The 19,675-nt window shown below is 33.6% G+C and carries 23 protein-coding genes and 1 tRNA gene; 8 read left to right on the top strand and 16 right to left on the bottom strand.

Translation table 11 applies throughout. The features are described 5' to 3' along the window. Positions 1-235: 235 nt before the first annotated feature. The 3 genes from D6T69_RS14230 to D6T69_RS14240 all read left to right on the top strand — a co-directional run bounded on the left by D6T69_RS14230 (position 236) and on the right by D6T69_RS14240 (position 783). Positions 236-388 (top strand): SsrA-binding protein, encoded by a 153-nt coding sequence (locus D6T69_RS14230; RefSeq protein WP_125068558.1) that lies wholly within the window; start codon positions 236-238, stop codon positions 386-388. Positions 389-399: 11 nt separating this feature from the next. Further along, positions 400-633 (top strand): putative signal transducing protein, encoded by a 234-nt coding sequence (locus D6T69_RS14235; RefSeq protein WP_125068560.1) that lies wholly within the window; start codon positions 400-402, stop codon positions 631-633. A gap of 76 nt (positions 634-709) precedes the next feature. Further along, a tRNA-Arg gene (locus tag D6T69_RS14240) sits at positions 710-783 on the top strand. Between the two features lie 465 nt (positions 784-1,248). On the opposite strand, the gene D6T69_RS14245 is transcribed toward D6T69_RS14240, so the two are convergent. From D6T69_RS14245 to D6T69_RS14260, 4 genes are all read right to left on the bottom strand, one after another. Next, positions 1,249-1,734 carry an Imm52 family immunity protein gene (locus tag D6T69_RS14245; protein ID WP_125068562.1) on the bottom strand — a complete coding sequence of 162 codons (486 nt, stop codon included), beginning with the start codon at positions 1,732-1,734 and terminating at the stop codon, positions 1,249-1,251. Further along, positions 1,734-4,070, bottom strand: coding sequence for a Tox-REase-5 domain-containing protein (locus D6T69_RS14250; protein ID WP_125068563.1), 2,337 nt, complete (start codon positions 4,068-4,070; stop codon positions 1,734-1,736). The genes D6T69_RS14245 and D6T69_RS14250 overlap by 1 nt, the downstream gene beginning before the upstream one ends. 5 nt (positions 4,071-4,075) lie before the next feature. Further along, positions 4,076-5,749, bottom strand: a complete 1,674-nt coding sequence (locus tag D6T69_RS14255) for a T9SS type A sorting domain-containing protein (RefSeq protein WP_125068565.1) — start codon at positions 5,747-5,749, stop codon at positions 4,076-4,078. Positions 5,750-6,026: 277 nt separating this feature from the next. Next, entirely contained in the window at positions 6,027-6,650 is a 624-nt protein-coding gene (locus D6T69_RS14260; protein ID WP_125068567.1) for a JAB domain-containing protein, read from the bottom strand. 394 nt (positions 6,651-7,044) lie between these two features. Between D6T69_RS14260 and D6T69_RS14265 the strand changes: the two genes are divergently transcribed. The 5 genes from D6T69_RS14265 (at position 7,045) to D6T69_RS14285 (ending at position 11,096) form a co-directional block, all read left to right on the top strand. Further along, positions 7,045-8,013: a nucleotidyltransferase domain-containing protein gene (locus D6T69_RS14265; RefSeq protein ID WP_125068569.1), complete on the top strand. Its 969-nt coding sequence runs from the start codon at positions 7,045-7,047 to the stop codon at positions 8,011-8,013. 37 nt (positions 8,014-8,050) lie between these two features. Then, positions 8,051-8,413: a hypothetical protein gene (locus tag D6T69_RS14270; RefSeq protein ID WP_164506733.1), complete on the top strand. Its 363-nt coding sequence runs from the start codon at positions 8,051-8,053 to the stop codon at positions 8,411-8,413. 3 nt (positions 8,414-8,416) lie between these two features. Beyond that, positions 8,417-9,172, top strand: a complete 756-nt coding sequence (locus tag D6T69_RS14275; RefSeq protein WP_125068572.1) for a hypothetical protein — start codon at positions 8,417-8,419, stop codon at positions 9,170-9,172. Positions 9,173-9,260: 88 nt separating this feature from the next. Further along, a complete protein-coding gene (locus D6T69_RS14280) occupies positions 9,261-10,238 on the top strand; it encodes a hypothetical protein (RefSeq protein WP_125068574.1) in 978 nt (325 codons plus the stop codon). Positions 10,239-10,397: 159 nt separating this feature from the next. Further along, positions 10,398-11,096, top strand: coding sequence for a hypothetical protein (locus D6T69_RS14285; protein ID WP_125068576.1), 699 nt, complete (start codon positions 10,398-10,400; stop codon positions 11,094-11,096). 206 nt (positions 11,097-11,302) lie between these two features. On the opposite strand, the gene D6T69_RS14290 is transcribed toward D6T69_RS14285, so the two are convergent. From D6T69_RS14290 to D6T69_RS14345, 12 genes are all read right to left on the bottom strand, one after another. Then, complete coding sequence (locus D6T69_RS14290; RefSeq protein WP_125068578.1) at positions 11,303-13,705, bottom strand: ArdC family protein; 2,403 nt, start codon at positions 13,703-13,705, stop codon at positions 11,303-11,305. A gap of 69 nt (positions 13,706-13,774) precedes the next feature. After that, positions 13,775-14,353, bottom strand: coding sequence for a glycoside hydrolase family 108 protein (locus D6T69_RS14295; RefSeq protein WP_125066247.1), 579 nt, complete (start codon positions 14,351-14,353; stop codon positions 13,775-13,777). 15 nt (positions 14,354-14,368) lie between these two features. Next, positions 14,369-14,851 carry a hypothetical protein gene (locus tag D6T69_RS14300; RefSeq protein ID WP_125066248.1) on the bottom strand — a complete coding sequence of 161 codons (483 nt, stop codon included), beginning with the start codon at positions 14,849-14,851 and terminating at the stop codon, positions 14,369-14,371. Positions 14,852-14,859: 8 nt separating this feature from the next. Further along, positions 14,860-15,354 carry a hypothetical protein gene (locus D6T69_RS14305; RefSeq protein ID WP_125066249.1) on the bottom strand — a complete coding sequence of 165 codons (495 nt, stop codon included), beginning with the start codon at positions 15,352-15,354 and terminating at the stop codon, positions 14,860-14,862. Then, positions 15,338-15,685, bottom strand: a complete 348-nt coding sequence (locus D6T69_RS14310; RefSeq protein WP_125066250.1) for a hypothetical protein — start codon at positions 15,683-15,685, stop codon at positions 15,338-15,340. The genes D6T69_RS14305 and D6T69_RS14310 overlap by 17 nt, the downstream gene beginning before the upstream one ends. Then, positions 15,685-16,164, bottom strand: a complete 480-nt coding sequence (locus tag D6T69_RS14315) for a carboxypeptidase-like regulatory domain-containing protein (protein WP_125066251.1) — start codon at positions 16,162-16,164, stop codon at positions 15,685-15,687. The genes D6T69_RS14310 and D6T69_RS14315 overlap by 1 nt, the downstream gene beginning before the upstream one ends. 22 nt (positions 16,165-16,186) lie before the next feature. Continuing rightward, positions 16,187-16,843: a hypothetical protein gene (locus D6T69_RS14320; protein WP_125068580.1), complete on the bottom strand. Its 657-nt coding sequence runs from the start codon at positions 16,841-16,843 to the stop codon at positions 16,187-16,189. Positions 16,844-16,939: 96 nt separating this feature from the next. Next, positions 16,940-17,758, bottom strand: a complete 819-nt coding sequence (locus tag D6T69_RS14325; RefSeq protein WP_125068582.1) for a hypothetical protein — start codon at positions 17,756-17,758, stop codon at positions 16,940-16,942. Next, on the bottom strand, positions 17,751-18,050 hold the full coding sequence (locus D6T69_RS14330) for a hypothetical protein (RefSeq protein WP_125066254.1): 300 nt from the start codon (positions 18,048-18,050) through the stop codon (positions 17,751-17,753). Before D6T69_RS14330 ends, D6T69_RS14325 begins: the two co-directional genes overlap by 8 nt. Before the next feature lie 2 nt (positions 18,051-18,052). Beyond that, positions 18,053-18,478, bottom strand: a complete 426-nt coding sequence (locus tag D6T69_RS14335; protein ID WP_125068584.1) for a hypothetical protein — start codon at positions 18,476-18,478, stop codon at positions 18,053-18,055. Between the two features lie 63 nt (positions 18,479-18,541). Then, positions 18,542-19,129 carry a hypothetical protein gene (locus D6T69_RS14340; protein ID WP_125066256.1) on the bottom strand — a complete coding sequence of 196 codons (588 nt, stop codon included), beginning with the start codon at positions 19,127-19,129 and terminating at the stop codon, positions 18,542-18,544. Positions 19,130-19,248: 119 nt separating this feature from the next. Beyond that, the gene (locus tag D6T69_RS14345) at positions 19,249-19,674 is read right to left on the bottom strand and encodes a hypothetical protein (protein ID WP_125068586.1); all 426 of its coding nucleotides are present in this window, start codon (positions 19,672-19,674) and stop codon (positions 19,249-19,251) included. Position 19,675: the final 1 nt, after the last annotated feature.

The following is a 19,675-nucleotide window of genomic DNA, read 5'->3' on the forward strand; positions in this document are numbered from 1 at the left end:
CAATTCCGGAATTCATCATTATTTACTAACTAAAAACACATGAACCTAACATGATTATACTTGCTTTAAAACTAATTATAATAACCATTAAAATTGCTTATTTATTACTGGAATTTATCTTTTAAGAAATTGACTAACCTTAGCTTATACTTTTCATTTTAAACTAAGTAAAGTTTAGTTTTTCTTATCATAACAAATTATTTTTCGTTATTTTTGATAGTAGAATCAACTACTAATGAAAAAAAAAAATTTTAAGTTTTTAGCCAAACTAAACAAGGCGCTACTACCTTCCTTTACTAAAAAGGAATTGGATATATCGAAAGCATCAAAATTTCAATTGGCTATTATTGGATGGCGTGCTTATGTTACAATAAATTCGTTGGATTAAAATTTACCATTATGAACAAACATATTAAAGTTTTCTCAGGTTCTCAAATCTTTGTGAACAGGCTAAGTCAGTTACTTAATGAAATTGAAGTTCCATATTTAGTAAAAGATAATAAAGAAGCTGGAAGAGTTGCTGGTTTTGGAACTTTAGGTAACTCTATTGACGTATTTATCTATGAATCAGACCTTGAAAAAGCTCAACGCATTATTGACGATTTTAAGCATCAAATAGAAGCTGACAAATAATTTAAAAAGCTTGAAAAAAAAATTATTTTTTTGCTTTACATTTTAAAAAACATTCTTATATTTGCACCCGCAAAAAGGCCTCGTAGCATAACTGAATAGTGCACTTGATTACGGCTCAAGAGGTTGCAGGTTTGAATCCTGCCGAGGTCACAAAAACAAAGAAAAACCCACTGATTTTCAGTGGGTTTTATTTTTAAGGGTAAGTATAGTGTTAAGTATATTAAATTTTAGGTTATTTCCATATCCATCAAAATAATCTTAAAACATCTTTCAAATTACTTAATATTAAAATTAAAATAATTAAAGGAAAGAAAGAATTTAAAAACAAGCTAAACAAAAAAGCGGTTCTCGAAATTAACTTACTTTTCAAATATTTAAAACCTACTAACCAACCTAGAGTACTTAAGATTATTCCTAATAAGATTAGCAAGAAAATTAGTAGTAACAAAAAAACACTCTCTTCTTTACCGAAAGATATTAACAACATAAAAAGCAGCAACGTAAATACTAAATTTACAACACCTACTATTAATGGTTTTTTCATAGTTATTAAACTTCTTATTTTTACTGAATATAAAATAGGGACACTTTAAAATAGCACCCCTATTTAATAATTTACAATTCTATTAAATCATCTTTAAAATTATAATATTGGTTTGGCTTCCAGTGATTAATAAATAGCTCTAAAAGTTTCTCCCAGTTTTCTCTAATACTATAATACTCGTAAAGTTCCCCTTCTTTAGGAAAGGTGAATTGAACCATATTATTACCGACTTTAGAACCTCCTATTGTAAAAAATATACTGTAAGATAATAACTCAATAACATTACCATTCCATAAACCTAGGTTAAATGAATACTCAGGATATTCATCATCTGCACATTTTTTACAAAACATTTTTTTTATATAATCATATTCAATAACTACTTTATCTTTCAAGGCTTCTTTTTTACTGGAACCTGTTTTATACCAAGTGTTCAAACGGTTATCAAATCTTTTTAAACGCTCTAGAAAAATTATTAATTCTTCCGTACATTCTTTAAGTGTTTGTTTCCTGAAACCCCATGTAATTGTTATTTGTTGAATACTATTATTTTTCATTATCTAGGTGTATGTATAAATTTAATATTTAACCCAAGCGGTTTTAATAACTTTTCAAATGCTAATCTTACATTATCGTGCTCAAAATGCCATTCAATTGGTAAATCACCTGCTGCTGCCCTTTGTCTTCTTGCTTGACTAACAATAGCGTCTTTTCCTGTAAAAAAAGATTTAAAAGTACCATCCGAATTCACAAAATTAAGCATTCCTGATTTAGCATCGCTAAGTATTCCATTTCTAAGCCCATCAAACTTAACACTGTTTAAAACAAAGCTCTCATTCCACTTTCTACCACTTATAAGTTCTTGGTAACTTTTGGCTGCATCACTCATACTTTCACTAACAGTTTTCCATTGTCCTTTAGCTAAAACTCTTAAGTATTCAGTTAATTTAGTTTTTGCTATAATACCTCCTCCTTTAACTGCTAAAAAAGCTCCTCCCCCTTTGCTAGGAGATATAAAGGAAAGAATGTCTAAAGAATCTAAACCTAAACTTAACATACTTTTTAAAATACCTTCTCTGTATTCTACAATTATTAAACCGTCTTTTTTACGTATTTGAAATAACTCTGCCAACTGTTCATTTGAAATATCATTAGGCACTGCTATACCTAATTCTTTCATAATTCGTCGAGCTCTTTTCCCAACCCACTCTTTACTACCTACAACTCCACTAATTATAGCTAAAGCATTAAAAGTAGCATCTACAGCTGCTTGCACGGGTTTTATTCCATATTCTTGTATAATCGGATCATTATTATAAATATTTGGATCAGGGCAACAATCTCCAGGGCAACAACCACTAATTTCATCAGGATATTTCCCTGTAGTTTTTACCTCTAGATTACTGTCTAAAATTATGTCTAATTTTATAGCTTGCTCTACAAAATTGTTAGCTTCTGCACTAACTATTCCATTAGTTTTATTAGCATCTACAAAAAGTCTTATTTCAGTTGCTTCTGGTATATTATTATATAACCATGATTTTTGAGTAGTATTGGTAATACCTAAATCTTTTACCATTTGCACTACCAATCCAGCATTTTTTATACGCTGTATCTCTATCTGCTTTTTTTGCCTGTAAATACTTCCTAAATCTAAATCAGAACCCCAACTAGCCTTAGCCATTTGTAAAATTCCTTTTATTCGGTTAGCTTCTTCTTCGGAAATACTATTCAACCATGTTAACTGGTTTTGGTTGGTTATATTTATATCCTCAACAATATAATCTACTGCTAAATTATTATTAATGGGGGTTAACGCCATTAATCTATTAATTTCAGCTTCTTTAAGTTTTAAATGGTCTGCTTTAGCTTGAGGTTGTTTAAAAAAACTATTTCCATACTTGTTTTTAAGTATTACTTTCCAATAATCTGGATGAAAAACAGTTAACTCTCCTAATTTATTAGCTTTGGCATGATTTAAAACAAATGTTTTTGTTCCAAAATCTTTAGGCCATACAGTTCCTGAGTTGCTACCTTTATAAACCTTGTTTATATATTTTTGCATCAAGTTTAACTCATTCCAAGTACTAAAGCTTTTAAAATGTGATTCTTTGCTTCTTAACAAATCAACAAAAAAGTTTTTCTTCTTTAGGAGTATATCGGAAGAAACAGAAGAAGGACTCATATCTTTAATCATTTGGTTTAGCCTGTTCTTAATCCTTTGATTATCGTTCATAGCAACATCGTTACTATAGTATTTTGATAATTCATTTTTTAAAAGATTCGCAACTTCACTTAATGATTTATAATTAGATAAAGGTTGTCCATTATACTTGTATAAGCCGTATTTTGAATTATAAATGTTTCCGTTTTTTATTTCTTGATGCCTTAATGTTAAACCTTTTACGTCTTTCATTATAGCTGTTCCCATTACTTTTTTTGAATTTATAGAACTACCATAAGATCGATTGTAGTAATTTACATTATTGGTTGTTATACCCCTTTCTAGCCTTTCAAAATAAATGTCTCTTGCTACTTTATAATAATCACCATATTTACTAGTGGTATTGGTAAAAGTTATTCGGTCTAACTCAGTTTTCACTAATTTCTCTTGTATAAACAACCAATCACTTATCCCTTTAGATTGAATAGAATGAATTAAATTTTCCATTCGTAAAGTATGCTCAATATCATACTTTCTAAAACTGATATTTTCATATCCTTCGCAACGAAACTCTGTACATTCTGCTTTTGGTTGTGGGTTACCAATTATTACTGGACCATCTTCTAAAAATTCATCACCAGGCATTATCCTTTGTGTTACTTGTGCGGATATTACACTAGAGGCAAATACTAAAACCATTAATATTATATGTAATATATTCTTTTTCATTGTAGTTATTTTTTTATGATAATTCTTGTGTTTCTTTCTTCTCCCGATAGTATTGTTACCACGTACACTCCTTTTGGTAAGTTTCTTCCCTCTACGTAGTATTGATAACTTCCTACTTCTTGGCTTGTGTATGGTTTTATGACTCTTTCTTGTAATCCATTTATATTTGTGATGGTTACTTTTGTATTTGTTGGTTCTTCTAATGAATAGGAAACAATTAAATCTTTTTCAAAAGGGTTAGGGTATAGTTTTATAAAACTATCTTCTTGTTTCGAAAGCGCTGCTAGGGCTTCTTCTGAAAGTTCTTCCTCTGAATTCTCTAATCCTCTTTTCTTTTTTAAGACAAAGCGAATAGGTACTCCTGATTCTTTCCAAGCATTCACATATGTTTCTAAACTTCCTGTTAAGTAAGTTTCTGAATTAAGTTGTTTGATAGAAACATCAGAAGAAAGTAATTGATGTTCTAAAACAGAAGGAATATTCTTGCTAAATGAAATATGAGGTAATTCAACAGTAACATCATTAAAATAAAGACTGTTATCTAGTTTTATAAAATCTACATTTTGCTCTTTGTCAGCAATTGTAGTGGTTACATGTAGTACGTCACTCCCTGCATCATACTTTGCTGTAATTTTAAAGGGTATTTTATTTTCAATATGAGTTGCTGACCAATCAAAAAATAGTAAATCTCCTTCCCATACTCCATTAAGTTGTTTTTTGGTAACTTTTGCTAATGTAGAGGTTTCTTCTTTCTCCAGAGCTTGTTTAATTTCCTCTACATTTACTATTTCTGAGCTTTGGGATACTTCTTTTGTTCTGTCAAAATTGGTTTTTAAAAACTCATTTGCTTTTACCACATTTTTATCTATTCCATAACCATAATAGTAACATACTCCTAACCAATATTTAGCCATTGGATAGTCGCTTTTTTCAAACCAATTAATTGCTTTGACATAATCTTGTTTAACGGTACCAAAACCTTTTAAATACATATACCCTAAACTATAAGCAGCTTTGTTATTTCTTTTTTCAGCAGCTTTTTTAAACCATTTTATAGCTTTGTTATAGTTAAGTTTACACCCTTTACCATATTTATATAAAACACCTAAATCAGTCATGGCAGAAACGTTACCCTGTTTTGCCGATTTTTTTAACAACTGAAAAGCTTTTATGTAATCTTCTTCTGTCTTTTTAATAGCATATAATCTAGCCATTAAAAGTTGAGCCGTAGCATTACCTGACTCAACACATGGAGTTAAATATTCTACAGCTTTTGATAAGGATTTTTCATTATTTTTATCTAGATTCAGATAATACATTGCTTCCTCAATGTTAACTACGCAATCTAGCTCCTTCTGTGTTTCTTCTTCTTTATCTTGATTAGTTATTGTAGCTTTTTCAATACTTTCTTCAATCTTAACTTCAACGTCTAATAATTCTTCATCAATTGATACAGTTTCTTCTTTGATTTCAACTAAAGCTTTGTTTTTAACCTCCAAAGCTTGTTTCTTAAGTAACTCATAGTCTTTTAGTGCTTTTACAAAATTCTTGGGGTTGTTTTCTGCTTTCAAATCTGTAAGTATCTTTTTTAGCTTTAGATTTTGACTCACGTCTTTTTCTTGTGCATTGAGCGCTGATGTACACAGAGCAATCAATACGATAATCCTAGTAATTTTCATTTTTATATATTAATAATTAAGTTAAAATTCTTAGCAATAAAATTTTACCCATACCGAAAAGGTATAGTTATAGGATTTCTTGGGGGAGCAGTATTTTAATTGTGGAGAATGGGGGATATAGACTTCATAGCCTTTTATCTAAACTTCTTCTCTAATTTTCTGGCAGTAAAGCTAAAAAAAGAAAATCAAAATACACTGTGGTTTTCCGCAATTTGAAATGTGCTTTTATGTAAAATTTGTACGGTTTTAGTACGAATACAATATAAAAACAGGTGTTTTACACTCTTTTCACTCGTAGCTTCTTCACTTCCTCAATAGTTAAACCAGTAGCAAAAACAATCGTTTCATTATCGACTCCTTTTCTTTTTAACTGTTTAGCTATCTCGATATTTCTATTCTTTTCGATTATTTTCGACATTTCCTTTTTTATCTGTTCTTCTAAAACATATTTAGGAACATATCTTTTGCTTTTTTCTAATTCCTCTAAAAGACCTATATTTTTAAAACTCATATAACTCTTATCAGAGATAATCAAATGGTCTATTACATGGGTATTTACTATAATCCCCACTTGTATCAATCTATCGGTTAAATTCTTATCGTTGTCGGATGGTGTTAACTCTCCACTTGGGTGGTTATGACATAACACAATTTTTACAGCTCTTTTTTGTAGGGCAAGACTAAAGACCTCCATAGGCTCTACCAAGGTTGCATTGACTGTCCCTAAACTTATCAGTTCTATAAAAAGAATACGGTTGTTGTTTTCCAATCCTATAATCCAAAAATGCTCCCTGTTTTGGTCTATCTTACTTTCACGGAGTAATACCTTTTGCATGATTCCGTAAATATCATCTGAATTTAGAATTTTTATTTTTTCCGCTTCTGTCAATTTTATATCCATAAAAACAAAAGTAAGGTTTTATTTTATTTATCCTTAGCACAAAAAACCGCAACATGAGTTAAAATCATCGTGTAGAATATATTCTAAAACACCTCCTCTTTCACCAATAAAATTAGTTTTGTAATGCTTTGTTTTCTGAGTAAAAAAATACACCCTTCGTTAAAACCCTGTTGAATTACAGTTTTTGTTATATTAGCTAGCACTAAATCAAACAACTAAAAAATTGCAAAAAGCACGTTTGTGTTCTATTTATGGTTGTACTAAGAATGCTGAAAGTGTTTAGACAAACAAGTTGCTTGCAATGCGAATAAACACCTCGCTATCAACAACCTGACAAATTGTCTCTATAAAAATATCGGCATATTAATTGAGTGTTTTAAGAAAATTTTAAGATATGCCGACAGTATTACAAGCGATAAAAAAACTGATTGAAAAAGTTTCAGTAACAGATAGACAAGAAGAAAGTATCAAAACTTCAACTGATTATTTAAACGGTCATTTGACTAAAGACGAGAATAACCTAGATATTGACAGTACATTCGTTAATGGTTCTTATGAACGAGATACAATTTTAAGACCATTAGATGATGTAGATATTTTTGCATTATTAAACGAGTCTGAATGGTCAGACGAATATGGTAATTTACCAAAACCACAAGCAGTTCTAACTAAAATTAAAAATAAACTAAATTCAATATCTCATTATAAGGACAAAGTGACACAAGATAGACCTTGCGTTACAGTAACCTTGAATTCTATAAATTTCGATGTTTTACCAAGTTTTGAGCGAAACAATAGTGGCTACTTAATTCCGAATTATGATTTACAATCTTGGACATATAGTTATCCTAAACAATTAACAAACAATTTAAATGATTGTAATCGAAATAATAGCTATAAAATAAAAGACATTGTAAAAGCAATAAAATATTGGAATAGAGAAAACAAAAAACTTATTCCTTCCTTTCAAATAGAAGAAACCTTAATTGCATACTTTAATATTCACAATTTTGGAAATCACGAAGAAGCAATAAGGCTTTGGTTTAATAATGCGGAATATTATCTTGAACAAGCTAAATTTAAAACCAATAATCAATACGACGATGCAATCAAAAAGATTAAAAAGGCAAAGGATAAACTAAACACCGCAAAAGAGCATTTAGACAAAAAAGAAAATGCCGAGGCTCTTCAAATCTGGAAAGATGTTTTTGGAAAAGAATTTATAATATCTGATGTAAACGAAGCTAAATCTTTTTCTCAAAAATTATCAGACGGTTTATTAAAGTCATCATCTACAGGGACTATTTCTGAAACAGTTGGTAGAAATATACCAGCGTCAAAAGGTTTTTATGGCGATATATAGAAATAAATCCACAAAAGTAGATATACAAATTGGCGCTATGAAAGCTATTTATCCTCAATTTAGAGTAACTAAAAAAACAAGTACCGAAGTTGTTTTTGTTGGAGAACTACAACCTAAACCCGAATATAAAAAATATAAGGTCTCTATTTTATATCGAGGTAATTCAAATCCTCAAATTCGGGTAATTGAGCCAAAATTGGTTGAAAACCCACCACACTTCTATAAAAATTCAGGAACTTTATGTCTTTATCACCCTAAAGATTTTAAATGGAGAAAGGAATTGCTTATTGCAAAATACATTGTACCCATTACTGCTGCTTGGTTGTACTTTTATGAAGTTTGGTTAGAGACAGGTATTTGGTATGGACCAGAAGCAAAACATACAACACCAAAAGAATAAATAATGACTAGAAAAGTACCATACCAAAAAAGCTATGATTTTGTTAACAAAATCAATAGTACATTAAGCATAATATTAATACTAACTACAACAATTTCTATTGCTATTTTGGTGTTAGATAAACTAGAAACACCTCATAAGTTTACACATATACTTAACGTTGTACTTGTAATCTTGTCTGTATCCTACTTTATTTTAGAAATTTTACAAAGACACCTTTTTCACGAAGCAGAATTTGAAAGAAAAAATGATTTTATTGACAATGGATTAAAATTAAAGTTGTCTGAAGAAAACTCAAGCGGTTATTTTAACAATGACGATTTAAAAAAAGGTGTTTATAAATTAGGAGTTAATTGCTTTGAAAGTTCATTTTTCACAAAGTCTATAACAAAAAAAATGTTAAAAAAACATTTAATTCAAGCTGGCATTATATTCTTACTAATTTTTACTTTAATTTTTACAGTAGCAAATAATCTTCTTATACAAATACTTCTACTTGCATTGCCATATTCCATTTTAAATGATACTCTTAAATTATATCGACTTTATAAAAACACTGATACTGTATTTAAACATTTCACATATATTTTTAACACATCGAAAAAAGGTAAACTTGATTACTTGATTTTAAATAATATTATTAATTATGAAAAATCGTTATCAAGGGCAGCTATTCTTTTAGACAATAAAATTTTCAAAAAAATGAATAACGACTTGTCAATTAAGTGGAATGAATTAAAAGAGAAGCACAAAATTTAGTAAGCACAACAGGTAACAAAGACGTATATAATTTATTACTATTTCTAGCCTACTTACGAAAACGTTAGCTGTAATAAAGCCAAACTGTATGAATAAAAGATTGAGGGAAGATTTTAAAGTTTTACAAGCTATTTTTAAAAATGCAAAAAACAAAAAACAAAAATGTTTAATCTGTGAAGAAAATTCAATTAACTCTCATTTATTACAAAAAAATGGAATCTTAAATTTAATCAGTACCAACAGCCATATTACTCAAATTAAAGGAAACGACTTCTTTAAAGCAGAAAAAGATGGAATTATTAGTATTAAATCAATTGGAATAAATAATGCAATGTCATATCCATTATTCTGTAATTCTCATGACACAGATATTTTTGCTCCTATAGAAATAGAAGAGCATAATCTCAATGATTATAACAGTCAGTTATTGTTTTCATACCGTTCATTATGTGCAGAAATAAGGAAAAAGATAATTAATGTTGATATATTTAAAAGAGTGAACAACTCAAGACAATTTGCAATCAATACGCAATTTATAGATATGGCTAAATCTCAAGTTGAAGCTAATACTATGGGAATTCAAGATTTGAATTGGTATAAAAACATAATGGAATTAGAAATCAACAATTCAAATAACAATCAAGATTTTATTTTTGAAAAAATTGATTTTGATTTCATTCCTATTAGTGCTTCAGCTGTTTATACACCTATAAATCCTGAAGAACACACTTTGGGATTTTTGAAAAAATCAGAAAACATTTTAAATTATATCTTTATAAACTTAATTCCGCAAAAAGACAAACTGTCTCTAATTATTGGGTATCATAAATCAAAATCTAGCAAATGGATATTAGAATATATTTCTTCTTGGAAAAAATTAACTCAATTAGATTTTGAACTAAAATTAACAGATTTATTTGCCACTAAAATTGAAACTTGGGCAATATCACCTGATTTTTGGAAAGAATTAAAACCTGAAAACATTAAAGCGTTTAAAGAATATTGGAATAAAAATGCGAATAACTTAAGAATTACTCAAAATGTTAATTTTAATTTGTTCGGATAAATTATTATAGCTAACTTGAGATGTATAAAAAAATTGCTCAATTTCGGGCTTAGTCAATACTAATTACTCATTTACTTACTTTTAATTTTCCTTCGAAAAATCAGAAGTAAGGATACGAAATTTTTCATATACAAATACCTAAAACATACATTACAAAAAATGACTCTAATCGTATTTATAGTTCATCTTTTCTCTTGGTTTTTTATTTCTAGAAATGGAATAAAAAAATCAGAAACAGGAAAAATATTCATTTCTAAATTAGATGAGAACACCATCACATTCTTAAAATGGAGAGCAATATCTAATGTTAGAACTGATTTAAAAAAAATGAGTACCTTATTTGGTGTAATTTCTATCGGTGGAATAATTATAAATGGAATACTTACTTATTTTAAAATCGAACCTGGAATTTATTTTTTATCGTCAATATTATTAAGCTTACTATTTTGGATTTCCCTAAAATGGGGAACAAACAAAAGAAAAGAAACTTTAGATTGGTTTAAATACTTAGGTCTAATAATTATAAGTCCTTGGTTATTTTATCTTTTGGATTCAATGAGTGAGCCGAATAGTCCCAAATTATTAATACATTTCGGAACAATACTAAACCCTATCGGAATTGACCTTACTTCAAACATACAAATTGCAATAAGCTTGACAATAATTCTCAGTATAGGCATGTTATTCATAACATTATTTTGGTTTATACAAAATGTGATAATTCTATATTTTTTTACAATAATGTTATGGATAACTAACCGAATTTCAAATTCGTTGTTGAAAGTAAAAGAAGAAAAAATAACATTTCTCTCATACATTTTAATGCCTATAACAATGATTATTTTGTATGCTGCATAGCACATTACAGAACTCTTTTGTAATGCACAAAAAGTTTTCATTGGTTCTAGTTCTTGAATTTATTTGCTCAATAAAAAAATAAGGTTGTTGTTTTTTACTCCTTTAATTTAATAATGTTTTTTGTTTTGATTTATTCTACTTTCAGCAAATAAAACATTAAAATGACATCCCGAAAAACGATTGTAAATCATCCTGCGGGATATATCCTAAAATTCCACCTCTTTCGGCATCACATTTTCTGTAACCAGTTCTTCAGAGATAATCGAGTCAAGTTTCCCTGAATAAATATTGTATTTCAACTCATCGAGTGGTTTATCTTGGTAACGGTTTTTATCCGTGTAAATAAAGTTGGTTTTGTAATGATTTGTTTTCTCAGTAAAGAAAATACAATCCCCATCAAAGCCACTTTTTGAGCCTCCTCTCATTTTACCATCTGCGGTTTGTTGAAAGATGATAAAAAACAACTTTCCGTCGTACTTCTTTCGTAAGTCTTTGTCAATTTCAAACTTGCTATCCAGTTCCTTTAATTTAGCAAAACTATCAATCACAATCACATCGTTTTCTCTAATCAGCTTGTCTAATTGGTCTAGGTTTTCAATATCAGGATTGGACAAGTTTCGTTCTGCTACTTCGTTAAAATACATATCCGCTTTGTCCCAATACAACGCACTTTCAGGGTGTTCTTCCATAGAAGCATGACCTACCTTGTATTTTTGAGCTAGTACATTGATAAACTTAAAGGCAAAGTGTGTTTTACTTGAACCTCGTTTCCCTGCTAGGGTAATCACCAAACTTTCTTTGGTTTTTATCTCTAGCTTTCCTAAAAAGCTTGCCAATACAACATCTTCAATTTGGTAATACTCAAAGGTTCTATGTCGTAGTTGCTTTCGTTTGTAGGCTACCGAGTTTGTATTGAGATTCCCTGGTATATTGTTATTGGATTGAGGCTTTGACACTCTTTTGATGGATCTGTTTAAAGCAGGTGTTTTCGTTGGTTTTGAGCTTGCTTTTTGACTGGTTTTTACCAGTGCTTTGTAAAACTTGGGTTCTTTGTTAGTGTCTACTTGTAAGAGGTAATCCACTGCTTTTTGTGCCTCACTAGCTGCACGCATTAAAAGCTTTGTATCTTCTTGCATAAATTGTAACGCCAATTGCCAGTTTTTTAGGTAGTCCGCATGGTTTGCTTGTGTCTTCCATAAAATTCCTGCTTGTGCGGATAAAAACACCGCTCCAAATTCTGCTATGAGTTCTTCCTTGGCATACACCACATCACCAAAACGTTTTCCAAAAGGACGGTTCAATCGGCTTGGGTGTCCTGTACTGTGTATCATTTCGTGGAATAGCGTACTGTAGTAGTCAACACTTTGATAAAAGGCTTCGTACTTGGGCATTTTTACTTTGTCCTGAGTGGGGTTGTAACTCGCTCCTTTAAATCCGTGTACTATCTTCGCACTGTCTTTCGGAAAGTGTTGAATGATAAGTTCTGCTATCGGGTTCTTTTCTTCTGTATTATGAGGGGTACTTGGTGCAACAAAACCTAAACGTGCTTTTTCCAAAGCGGTTAGTTTATTCAATCCAAAATCAATGCCCTCAATATCTGCTCCGTTGAAAACCGTATAGTATTTTAAGATAGGAATAGTCTGTACGAGAAAATCAAAATGACTCGTATCATAGCCTTTCGATTGTAAAAAGTCTTGCATTTTTTGTTTGTTATAGGTGGCGTATTCGAGTCCTTTTTGAGCATCTGAAAATTTATACAGGCGGGTAAAGTAGATTACTTCTAACCCTTTAGCGCCTTTTTTGAGTTTCCCTTTTGCTTCTTGTATTTGTTTAAAGGTTAAGAAATAAGGGTTTTTATACGCTCCAAAAGGATTGCCTTTTTTTAGCAGTATGATATTGATACCTCTATAGGCTTTTTTAGAGGCAAAGCTCACAGGTGATAGATACCCGCCTTTTTCTAAAAAGGTATCATCCCATCCCAACTTTGGTGTTCCTTTAGCGCTCTTGATAGCACTGATAAGTTTATCCGTAATCATCTGATAGATTTGGTCGGGGCTTACAGGGGCATTCAGTCCTGTGGTATTGGTGTCTTCTTCCTGAATGAAGTCTAAACCTGCTAAAAATTCTAAGGGGATATTTTCAGCAGGTTGTTGGGGTTTAGTGGCAGGCGCTACAGCACTTTTTTTTTTTGAGGTAGCTTTTACAATCTTACCTCCCTTTGCATATTTATAGCCTTTTTTCAAACGTCCACTAGCGGTCAATCCCTCTTTTCTTTTTGGGGCTGCCAATCCTTTTCGAGTAGGTTTGGGTACTTTGGCGCTTGCTTTGACTACACGTCCTTTGATAAAACGCCATCCTTTGCGCAAACGTCCGCAACTGGTTAAGGCTTCTTTGTATGCTCCTGTATGCCTTGGTGCATTCAGTCCTGTGGCATATCGTTTGACTGAGATGTTAAACGTCGTGTATTTAGGGTGGTCGTTTAAGATTTTTGAGACCCTATAAATAACCTCCGTATTGTTTTCTTTTTTTGCCTGTGTTACTAATCTTTCTAAAGTACTTCGGCTGACTTCCTTGCCGTCTAAGGCTTGAAATTTTTGTATGGTATTCATCTTATTTTTTCTTTTTCTTTTTAGCTTTTGTATATATCACATAGCTGATAAGGGCTATACTAGTAATACTTACCAGCAACGTTGTTGCCTTTTTTTTTTGAGGTCAACACCAAACTTATGAGCTAGTGCAAACACTCTTCCTGTCCAGCTCGTTGCAAAGTATTGGTAGTCTTTTAAGCGTTTGTAATAGGCGAGACGTTCTTTTCCTATACGCTCAAAAAGCTGTTTGGCATCTACCGAGTTAATGGCTTTAACAGTATTAGATCCTATGACATAATCTACCTGTAGGTTTTTGCCAAAGTATCGGTTTAAAGAGCGTTGCACGATACCTGCGGTTACTCTTGGATTGGCGTTTATCGCATGGTCGACTATCATTTCTGCCACTGCCTGACTACGGATGCTATCGGCTTGCATTTTGTCCCAAAACTCATTTTTAAAAAGGATGTGAGCTTCTACTTTGGTAAGGCTTTTCATATCGTTGATGCTCGGAGGTCTGCCTAGTATCTTTTCATAGAATTTAGCGGAAATTCCGTGATTGGTTCCAACTCGTTCTTTTTTTGAGTTGTAGTTTCCTTTGTCGTTTTTTAGGTTTTGATACCCGCCCTCTGCTTGTTCTAAAGAGGGTTTGAATAGTTCATAGCTTGCCATTTTCTTTTTTCTTTTTTAAAATTGTACGGTTCGTGTGTTTCCTAAACTGGCTACGTCCAGTTCAAAACGCAACGCCTTTATAAAGTCCTGTTGCTTTTTTTGAAGCTCCTCAAAAACCAACTGTCCTACAGTGAGTACAGGCAGGGTAATGTGCGTGGGTGGTAACTGGTACATACCGCCACTAGGAATGCTAATTTTGTGGGTATTCAGCTTGGTAAAGGCTAATTGCTTCCCTGTCTTCTTTTCATACACTCGTAGCTCTTTTGCACTTATAAATCCTGTATTGATATTCAAATGTTCTTTCGTTGGATTTCGTAGCTGTATGTCTAGTTCTAAGGCGATGTATTGCCATGAGAGCTGCACATTTCTAATTCCTGAAACACGAAACTGTAATTGTTCTATTATACGGGTCAGTTGGGCTTTCTTTTGGCTGATAAAAGCGGTTAGGGTTATTAAGCCTATGCCTGCTCCAACGACCCATAGCTTTCTTGTGTTCATTCGTGGTTTTAAGTTGTTTTGACGATTCCATAGACCATGCCTGCAAGGACTAAGAGCAGTACCCAAACCCACAAGGGCAATCGGTGTGTTGTTGCTTGCTCTTTTACCTCTTGTTTGTGCTTTTTGTACTGGCTCGTTGATGTACTATCCCGCTGTTTGGTTACAACCTCCTTGGTAGCGCCTATGGTACTGCGTATCTCAAATCCTTGGGCTTGGGTATCGTAGCGAATGCTATAACTGTTTGTACCGCTTTGTTTGCTACTGGCAAAGTGTTGTAATTTTTGATTAACTAGGCTGTCTAGTAGGGTATCTCCAGTGGCAACCTTTATAAATATTTTGTCTTGAATAGCGCTATTGATAGTGATGCTCTGTACACTGTCTTTTTGTACATAAACACTATCCACTTGGGTTTCTAAAGTGTGGGTCTTACTGTGTTTGGTTGTCCCACACGCTGTAATCAGTAGTAATAAAACAATACTGAGTATTTTAAATGTCTTTTCCATATTTTGTAATGTATTTGTCGAGTTCTTGTTGTTGCTTGGCTACAATGCTGTGTAGCTTTGTATTCATGTGTTCCAATTGTTCGATATACTGATGTAGTGAACCGATACGAGCCATAAAATCACTTTTAATGCTTTCTATCATTTCTGCATTGATGTCAAAGGCTCGTTTGTAATTCTCTAGCTTTTGTAAATCGGCTTTGTAACGTCTTTCTAGGGCTAGGTTCTTGGCTTCTTGGTGGCGTATCTTCCGCATTTTAAAGCCTGCGAAAAAGGAAAAAACTAGCCCTAAAATACCTGTGATTTTTTCCCAGTGCATGAGTATAAACTCCATTAGGTCGTCGTTTTATTCTTTTTCTTATCCTTGGCAATGGCATACATAAACAGTAAGCCTAACAGTCCCATACTGGCATAGATATAATTGTTATCTCCTTTCTTATTAGCGGTTATCACTACTTCTGATAGTAGTTCCGAGCTTTCCTGCAACGTGATGGTGGCAGGTAGTTTTGAGGCTGCTATTTGTAGGGTATCATAGCCCACAAAGGAAATGTGTATCACATCGGTAGGACTGGCATACAATTGAAATGCTCCGTTTGCATCGGGTGTTGTTCCTTTTTTGGTTTGGGTATTGTACACATTGACAAGCCCTGCTTCAAAGGGTTTTCCTGTGCTTCCGTTGATAATGATTCCGCTGATTAATTGTTGTGCTGTTGTATTCATCGTACATCCGCAATTTTTTTTCGTGTCAAATTCTTCTTGGGCTTGTTGGGTGTCGGGACATGCCAACCCGTAAATTGGTAAACTTGCTTCCATTGTTCTTTTTCATTTTTTTTGTTTAAAAGGGCATGTCTGCGCTTTGTACTAGTTGTTTGATTTGGTGGTATAATTGCCTGTCCCACGTCTCTGAAATCTCTGCTTTAAGCCAGTAGATTAAATCGTAATCGTCCGCAAGCTTTTTATCGAGCCATACCGTTGGGGTTTTGCCTCCCATCCGTTTTCTTCTACCAAAGGTTTTATACACGAGCCTAAAGTCATCGCCTGTTTGTAGTTTGTCAAAGACTTGTTTTACTTTGGCTTCATCGGTGGCAGGAAGTCCAAAAGCGGTGTCGTTAAAAGCATCTAGTAAGGACTTGGCTAAAATCTTCGCTTGTTCTTTATTGATGCTTAGCTTTCCTGTGTTGATGTGTAGGTCTGCTTCGATATGGTCGTTTGCTACGTCTTGAAAGACTTCGGTTACCGCATCGGCTGATTGTTTGAGCCTTTTGTATAGGAAATACGCTACGACACTTCCGCCTGCTACTAGCAGTAGCGGTTTGTTGGCTAGTAAAAAGGCACTGGCTTCGTTGGCTTTGCTAACGGCTTTTTTAGCGTTGTTTCGGGTGGCAACTTTTGATACACTTGTTTTCTTTTTCATCGCTTTTTTTTTCTCCTGTATCTTGTTGTTGCTTTCTACCTTAAAAAGCTCTTGACTGCGCCGTATTTTATCGGGCATGCAAAGTAGCTTTGTGCTTCTTTATGACTGGATAGTTCTGCTAGTCGTATCAATACTTTTTCTGGTAATTTTTCTAATTGGGCAATGGCTTCTTTTTTAGTTTGTATCTTCATGGTGCTCTTGTTGTTGTTCGATAATCTGTGCTACTTGTGTGATTAAATCTTCTTGCCAGTTGTCAAGCAAATAGTTAAAAAACATCACTTGTTCGTCGGTGGCAGTGGGAAGCTTTTGTACAAAGGCTTTTTGTATGGGCGAAACATTCGGGCTTGCTAACTGGCTCGGATGTCCTACGGCATTACCTCCTGAAGCTTCTAAGATTTTAGGAAGCATCCCGCCCAAGGTTTCCATCGTCTTTTCAAAGGCGGGCGTTTCTAAAAAGCTTTTTTTCTTCAGTAGTTCTCGTTCGACTCTGAGTTCTTCTCGTTCTTTTGCTGTCTCCAACTTAATGGTGAGTGAGCTATTGGTTTCTTCTAATACTCGATTGCGAGAACGCAGGTCTTTGACGGTTTCTTTTAGCTCTTGTACTTGTTCTTTATAGTCTGCCGAACGTTCTGCTTGTACCATCTTTGCCATCAGCTCTGGCGCTCCTAAAAAGGCAGTGGTAGGGTCGGTAGCATTCATATCTTGGGTTAATTTTTCTGTGAGTGTTTGTAGCGTGTGATAGGTGGTCTTCCCATCCTTGGTATAGGTTTTTTGTAGGGTAAAGACCACCGCTCCGCTAAATCCTTTTTCGGGTAAGGCTTGTAAAAATTGGGCTATCGAACCGTATTTGCTTTCAATATCTTCTAAGGTAAAGGCGTACTTCTGCGCAGAAGTAGACTTGACAAGTTTTATGCCGTTACTCGATACCTTGATAACATGATTGCTTCCTCCTTGTAGGTGGTTTTCTACGATGTTCGATAATTGATTATTCACAATATAAATACCTTACTATGGCTTTTTTAAAGGGTGTTGTTTGTACGGCTGTGAGTGCTGGGTATTCTGAAAATTCAAAGCGTATCAAGCCGTCTACAATTGGATGATTGGTGTTTATTACAAAAGGGGCTTGGGCAGTGATTCGCTGTCCTGAACCGTCTTTGATAAGCAAAGGGACACTTAGCTCGTGTGGGTGTATTTCAAGCTTTACAACACCTTTGCAATCGTTCTTCTCGGAAAAGTTTATCTCAAAATCATCGGTAAACTGTTCGCTGTGGTATATGGTCTTCATTCTTAGCACGGGTTAGGGGCTTCTATCTCAAAAATGAACTCGCCACAAATGGGTCTGCTTCCTAGGGTTTCCCAACTGATAGTCACTCGTTCGTTTTTGCTTTCAAAGTCAAGTTCTTTAAAGCCCTCGTTATAGCCGCCGCTTTTGTGTTCATAGTCTTTGATGTCCGTAGTCTCAGTCAGCAAATGTCCTCTACTGTCTTTCAGGGTAATGTCTGTTTGAGAAATTCCAAAAGGAACTAATCTCGACATCGTTTCTCCTGTGGGCATACCTGTGTCCATAGGGGGCATATAGGAGATAAAATACACTCCGATTACTTTTCCTGTGGGGATGGTGTCACTGACCTCATTTTGTAAGAGTTCTTGAGGGGGAAGATTGGTCTTTAAAAGGTCTTTGTTGATTTTTATGCGTTTGTATATCTTTTTCATCTTTGGTGCTTGTGGTTACACTTTGCGCTTGTCTTAGCGCAAAGTGTAGTTATAAAAATGAGCTTAGCGTTTTTGATAGGTCGCAAATCCTGATAAGCGTGCAGAAGCGAACAGGGCTTTTCCGTCTTCTAACGTGATTTTTGCACCTTCTGGGTATTGGATTTCGATTTCGGTAATGGTGTCGTCTTCCAACAGGGCAAATGAGCCTAATTTGAAATAATGGTTACCGCTTTCGGTAGCGCCTAAAATGTCACAAATTGGTAATTCAATCAGGATTTCATTTTTTTGCTTGACTACAACCATTGATTGCATTAAGGTGTTCGGGACTTTAGCAATGCTATAGGCAATGTCTTGCTCTGGTTTGCTGGCATCGTCAATAGCGCATTTAAACGTGATGCCATTGGCTACAAACACACGTCCTTTGACTAGGGAGTTCCCATCAAAATTGGTAACGCCTCTTTTGGCTACTGACGAACCTGTTAACAGGGACACTGTACCGCCTACATCTACTTTCTTGTTGGCGTATAAAAAGCTTGGCATGGGCTTCATCGCACTGATGTTCCACTTTTCGTTTTCTTTGCGTTTGGAGTTCTTGTATTTTAAATACTCAGTTACTCGTAAATAAGGTTCTTCGTTTCTTAAAAAATTCATCTTTTTTCTTTTCTTTTTTTCTCACTAAGTGAGCTTTAGCATTACTTTGATACGTTTGTATCTACTGGTTTTTGTTTCACTGAATACCTCGTATTTTTTTCGAGGCTATTTTTATTTCTTTAGCTATTAAAATCTTCTATGGTTTCGTAGGAAATGTCTTCGGAAATTCCATCGTAGTTGGGACTGGTGTAACTTGATAAAAAGTCGGTGCTATCTAGTGCAAAGGGTTCGTTCCAATTGTCATAAGGAGATCCTAAAGCGGAATGTAATAGCGGACTCTTTTGCAACTTTTCATCTAGCAGTTCTTTGACGAGTTCGCCTGTTTGGGTGACGGCTGTTCCCATTGCCATGTCTTGTGCAATGGCTTTGCCTGTGGTTTTCCTGTCTAAATAGGCTGCGCCTAGGACACCTGCTAAGGCTAACATGCCTTTTTTGAGCTTGGTGTTTTGCATCGGTAGCTTTTTAGCGGTTACACGTGAAAGCATTGCGCCTGCACTCATACTTAGCAAACTGACTACCGAGTTTTCTATTGATTCTTTTCTCATC

The sequence above is a fragment of the Tenacibaculum singaporense genome, from assembly GCF_003867015.1.
In the GTDB taxonomy this organism is placed as follows: Bacteria; Bacteroidota; Bacteroidia; order Flavobacteriales; family Flavobacteriaceae; genus Polaribacter; species Polaribacter singaporensis.

Coding starts and splice junctions, on each gene's coding strand:
- D6T69_RS14230 (WP_125068558.1), top strand. CDS start 236: ATGAAAAAAAAAAATTTTAAGTTTTTAGCCAAACTAAACAAGGCGCTA.
- D6T69_RS14235 (WP_125068560.1), top strand. CDS start 400: ATGAACAAACATATTAAAGTTTTCTCAGGTTCTCAAATCTTTGTGAAC.
- D6T69_RS14245 (WP_125068562.1), bottom strand. CDS start 1,734: ATGAAAAATAATAGTATTCAACAAATAACAATTACATGGGGTTTCAGG.
- D6T69_RS14250 (WP_125068563.1), bottom strand. CDS start 4,070: ATGAAAAAGAATATATTACATATAATATTAATGGTTTTAGTATTTGCC.
- D6T69_RS14255 (WP_125068565.1), bottom strand. CDS start 5,749: ATGAAAATTACTAGGATTATCGTATTGATTGCTCTGTGTACATCAGCG.
- D6T69_RS14260 (WP_125068567.1), bottom strand. CDS start 6,650: ATGGATATAAAATTGACAGAAGCGGAAAAAATAAAAATTCTAAATTCA.
- D6T69_RS14265 (WP_125068569.1), top strand. CDS start 7,045: ATGCCGACAGTATTACAAGCGATAAAAAAACTGATTGAAAAAGTTTCA.
- D6T69_RS14270 (WP_164506733.1), top strand. CDS start 8,051: ATGAAAGCTATTTATCCTCAATTTAGAGTAACTAAAAAAACAAGTACC.
- D6T69_RS14275 (WP_125068572.1), top strand. CDS start 8,417: ATGACTAGAAAAGTACCATACCAAAAAAGCTATGATTTTGTTAACAAA.
- D6T69_RS14280 (WP_125068574.1), top strand. CDS start 9,261: ATGAATAAAAGATTGAGGGAAGATTTTAAAGTTTTACAAGCTATTTTT.
- D6T69_RS14285 (WP_125068576.1), top strand. CDS start 10,398: ATGACTCTAATCGTATTTATAGTTCATCTTTTCTCTTGGTTTTTTATT.
- D6T69_RS14290 (WP_125068578.1), bottom strand. CDS start 13,705: ATGAATACCATACAAAAATTTCAAGCCTTAGACGGCAAGGAAGTCAGC.
- D6T69_RS14295 (WP_125066247.1), bottom strand. CDS start 14,353: ATGGCAAGCTATGAACTATTCAAACCCTCTTTAGAACAAGCAGAGGGC.
- D6T69_RS14300 (WP_125066248.1), bottom strand. CDS start 14,851: ATGAACACAAGAAAGCTATGGGTCGTTGGAGCAGGCATAGGCTTAATA.
- D6T69_RS14305 (WP_125066249.1), bottom strand. CDS start 15,354: ATGGAAAAGACATTTAAAATACTCAGTATTGTTTTATTACTACTGATT.
- D6T69_RS14310 (WP_125066250.1), bottom strand. CDS start 15,685: ATGGAGTTTATACTCATGCACTGGGAAAAAATCACAGGTATTTTAGGG.
- D6T69_RS14315 (WP_125066251.1), bottom strand. CDS start 16,164: ATGGAAGCAAGTTTACCAATTTACGGGTTGGCATGTCCCGACACCCAA.
- D6T69_RS14320 (WP_125068580.1), bottom strand. CDS start 16,843: ATGCCCGATAAAATACGGCGCAGTCAAGAGCTTTTTAAGGTAGAAAGC.
- D6T69_RS14330 (WP_125066254.1), bottom strand. CDS start 18,050: ATGAAGACCATATACCACAGCGAACAGTTTACCGATGATTTTGAGATA.
- D6T69_RS14335 (WP_125068584.1), bottom strand. CDS start 18,478: ATGAAAAAGATATACAAACGCATAAAAATCAACAAAGACCTTTTAAAG.
- D6T69_RS14340 (WP_125066256.1), bottom strand. CDS start 19,129: ATGAATTTTTTAAGAAACGAAGAACCTTATTTACGAGTAACTGAGTAT.
- D6T69_RS14345 (WP_125068586.1), bottom strand. CDS start 19,674: ATGAGAAAAGAATCAATAGAAAACTCGGTAGTCAGTTTGCTAAGTATG.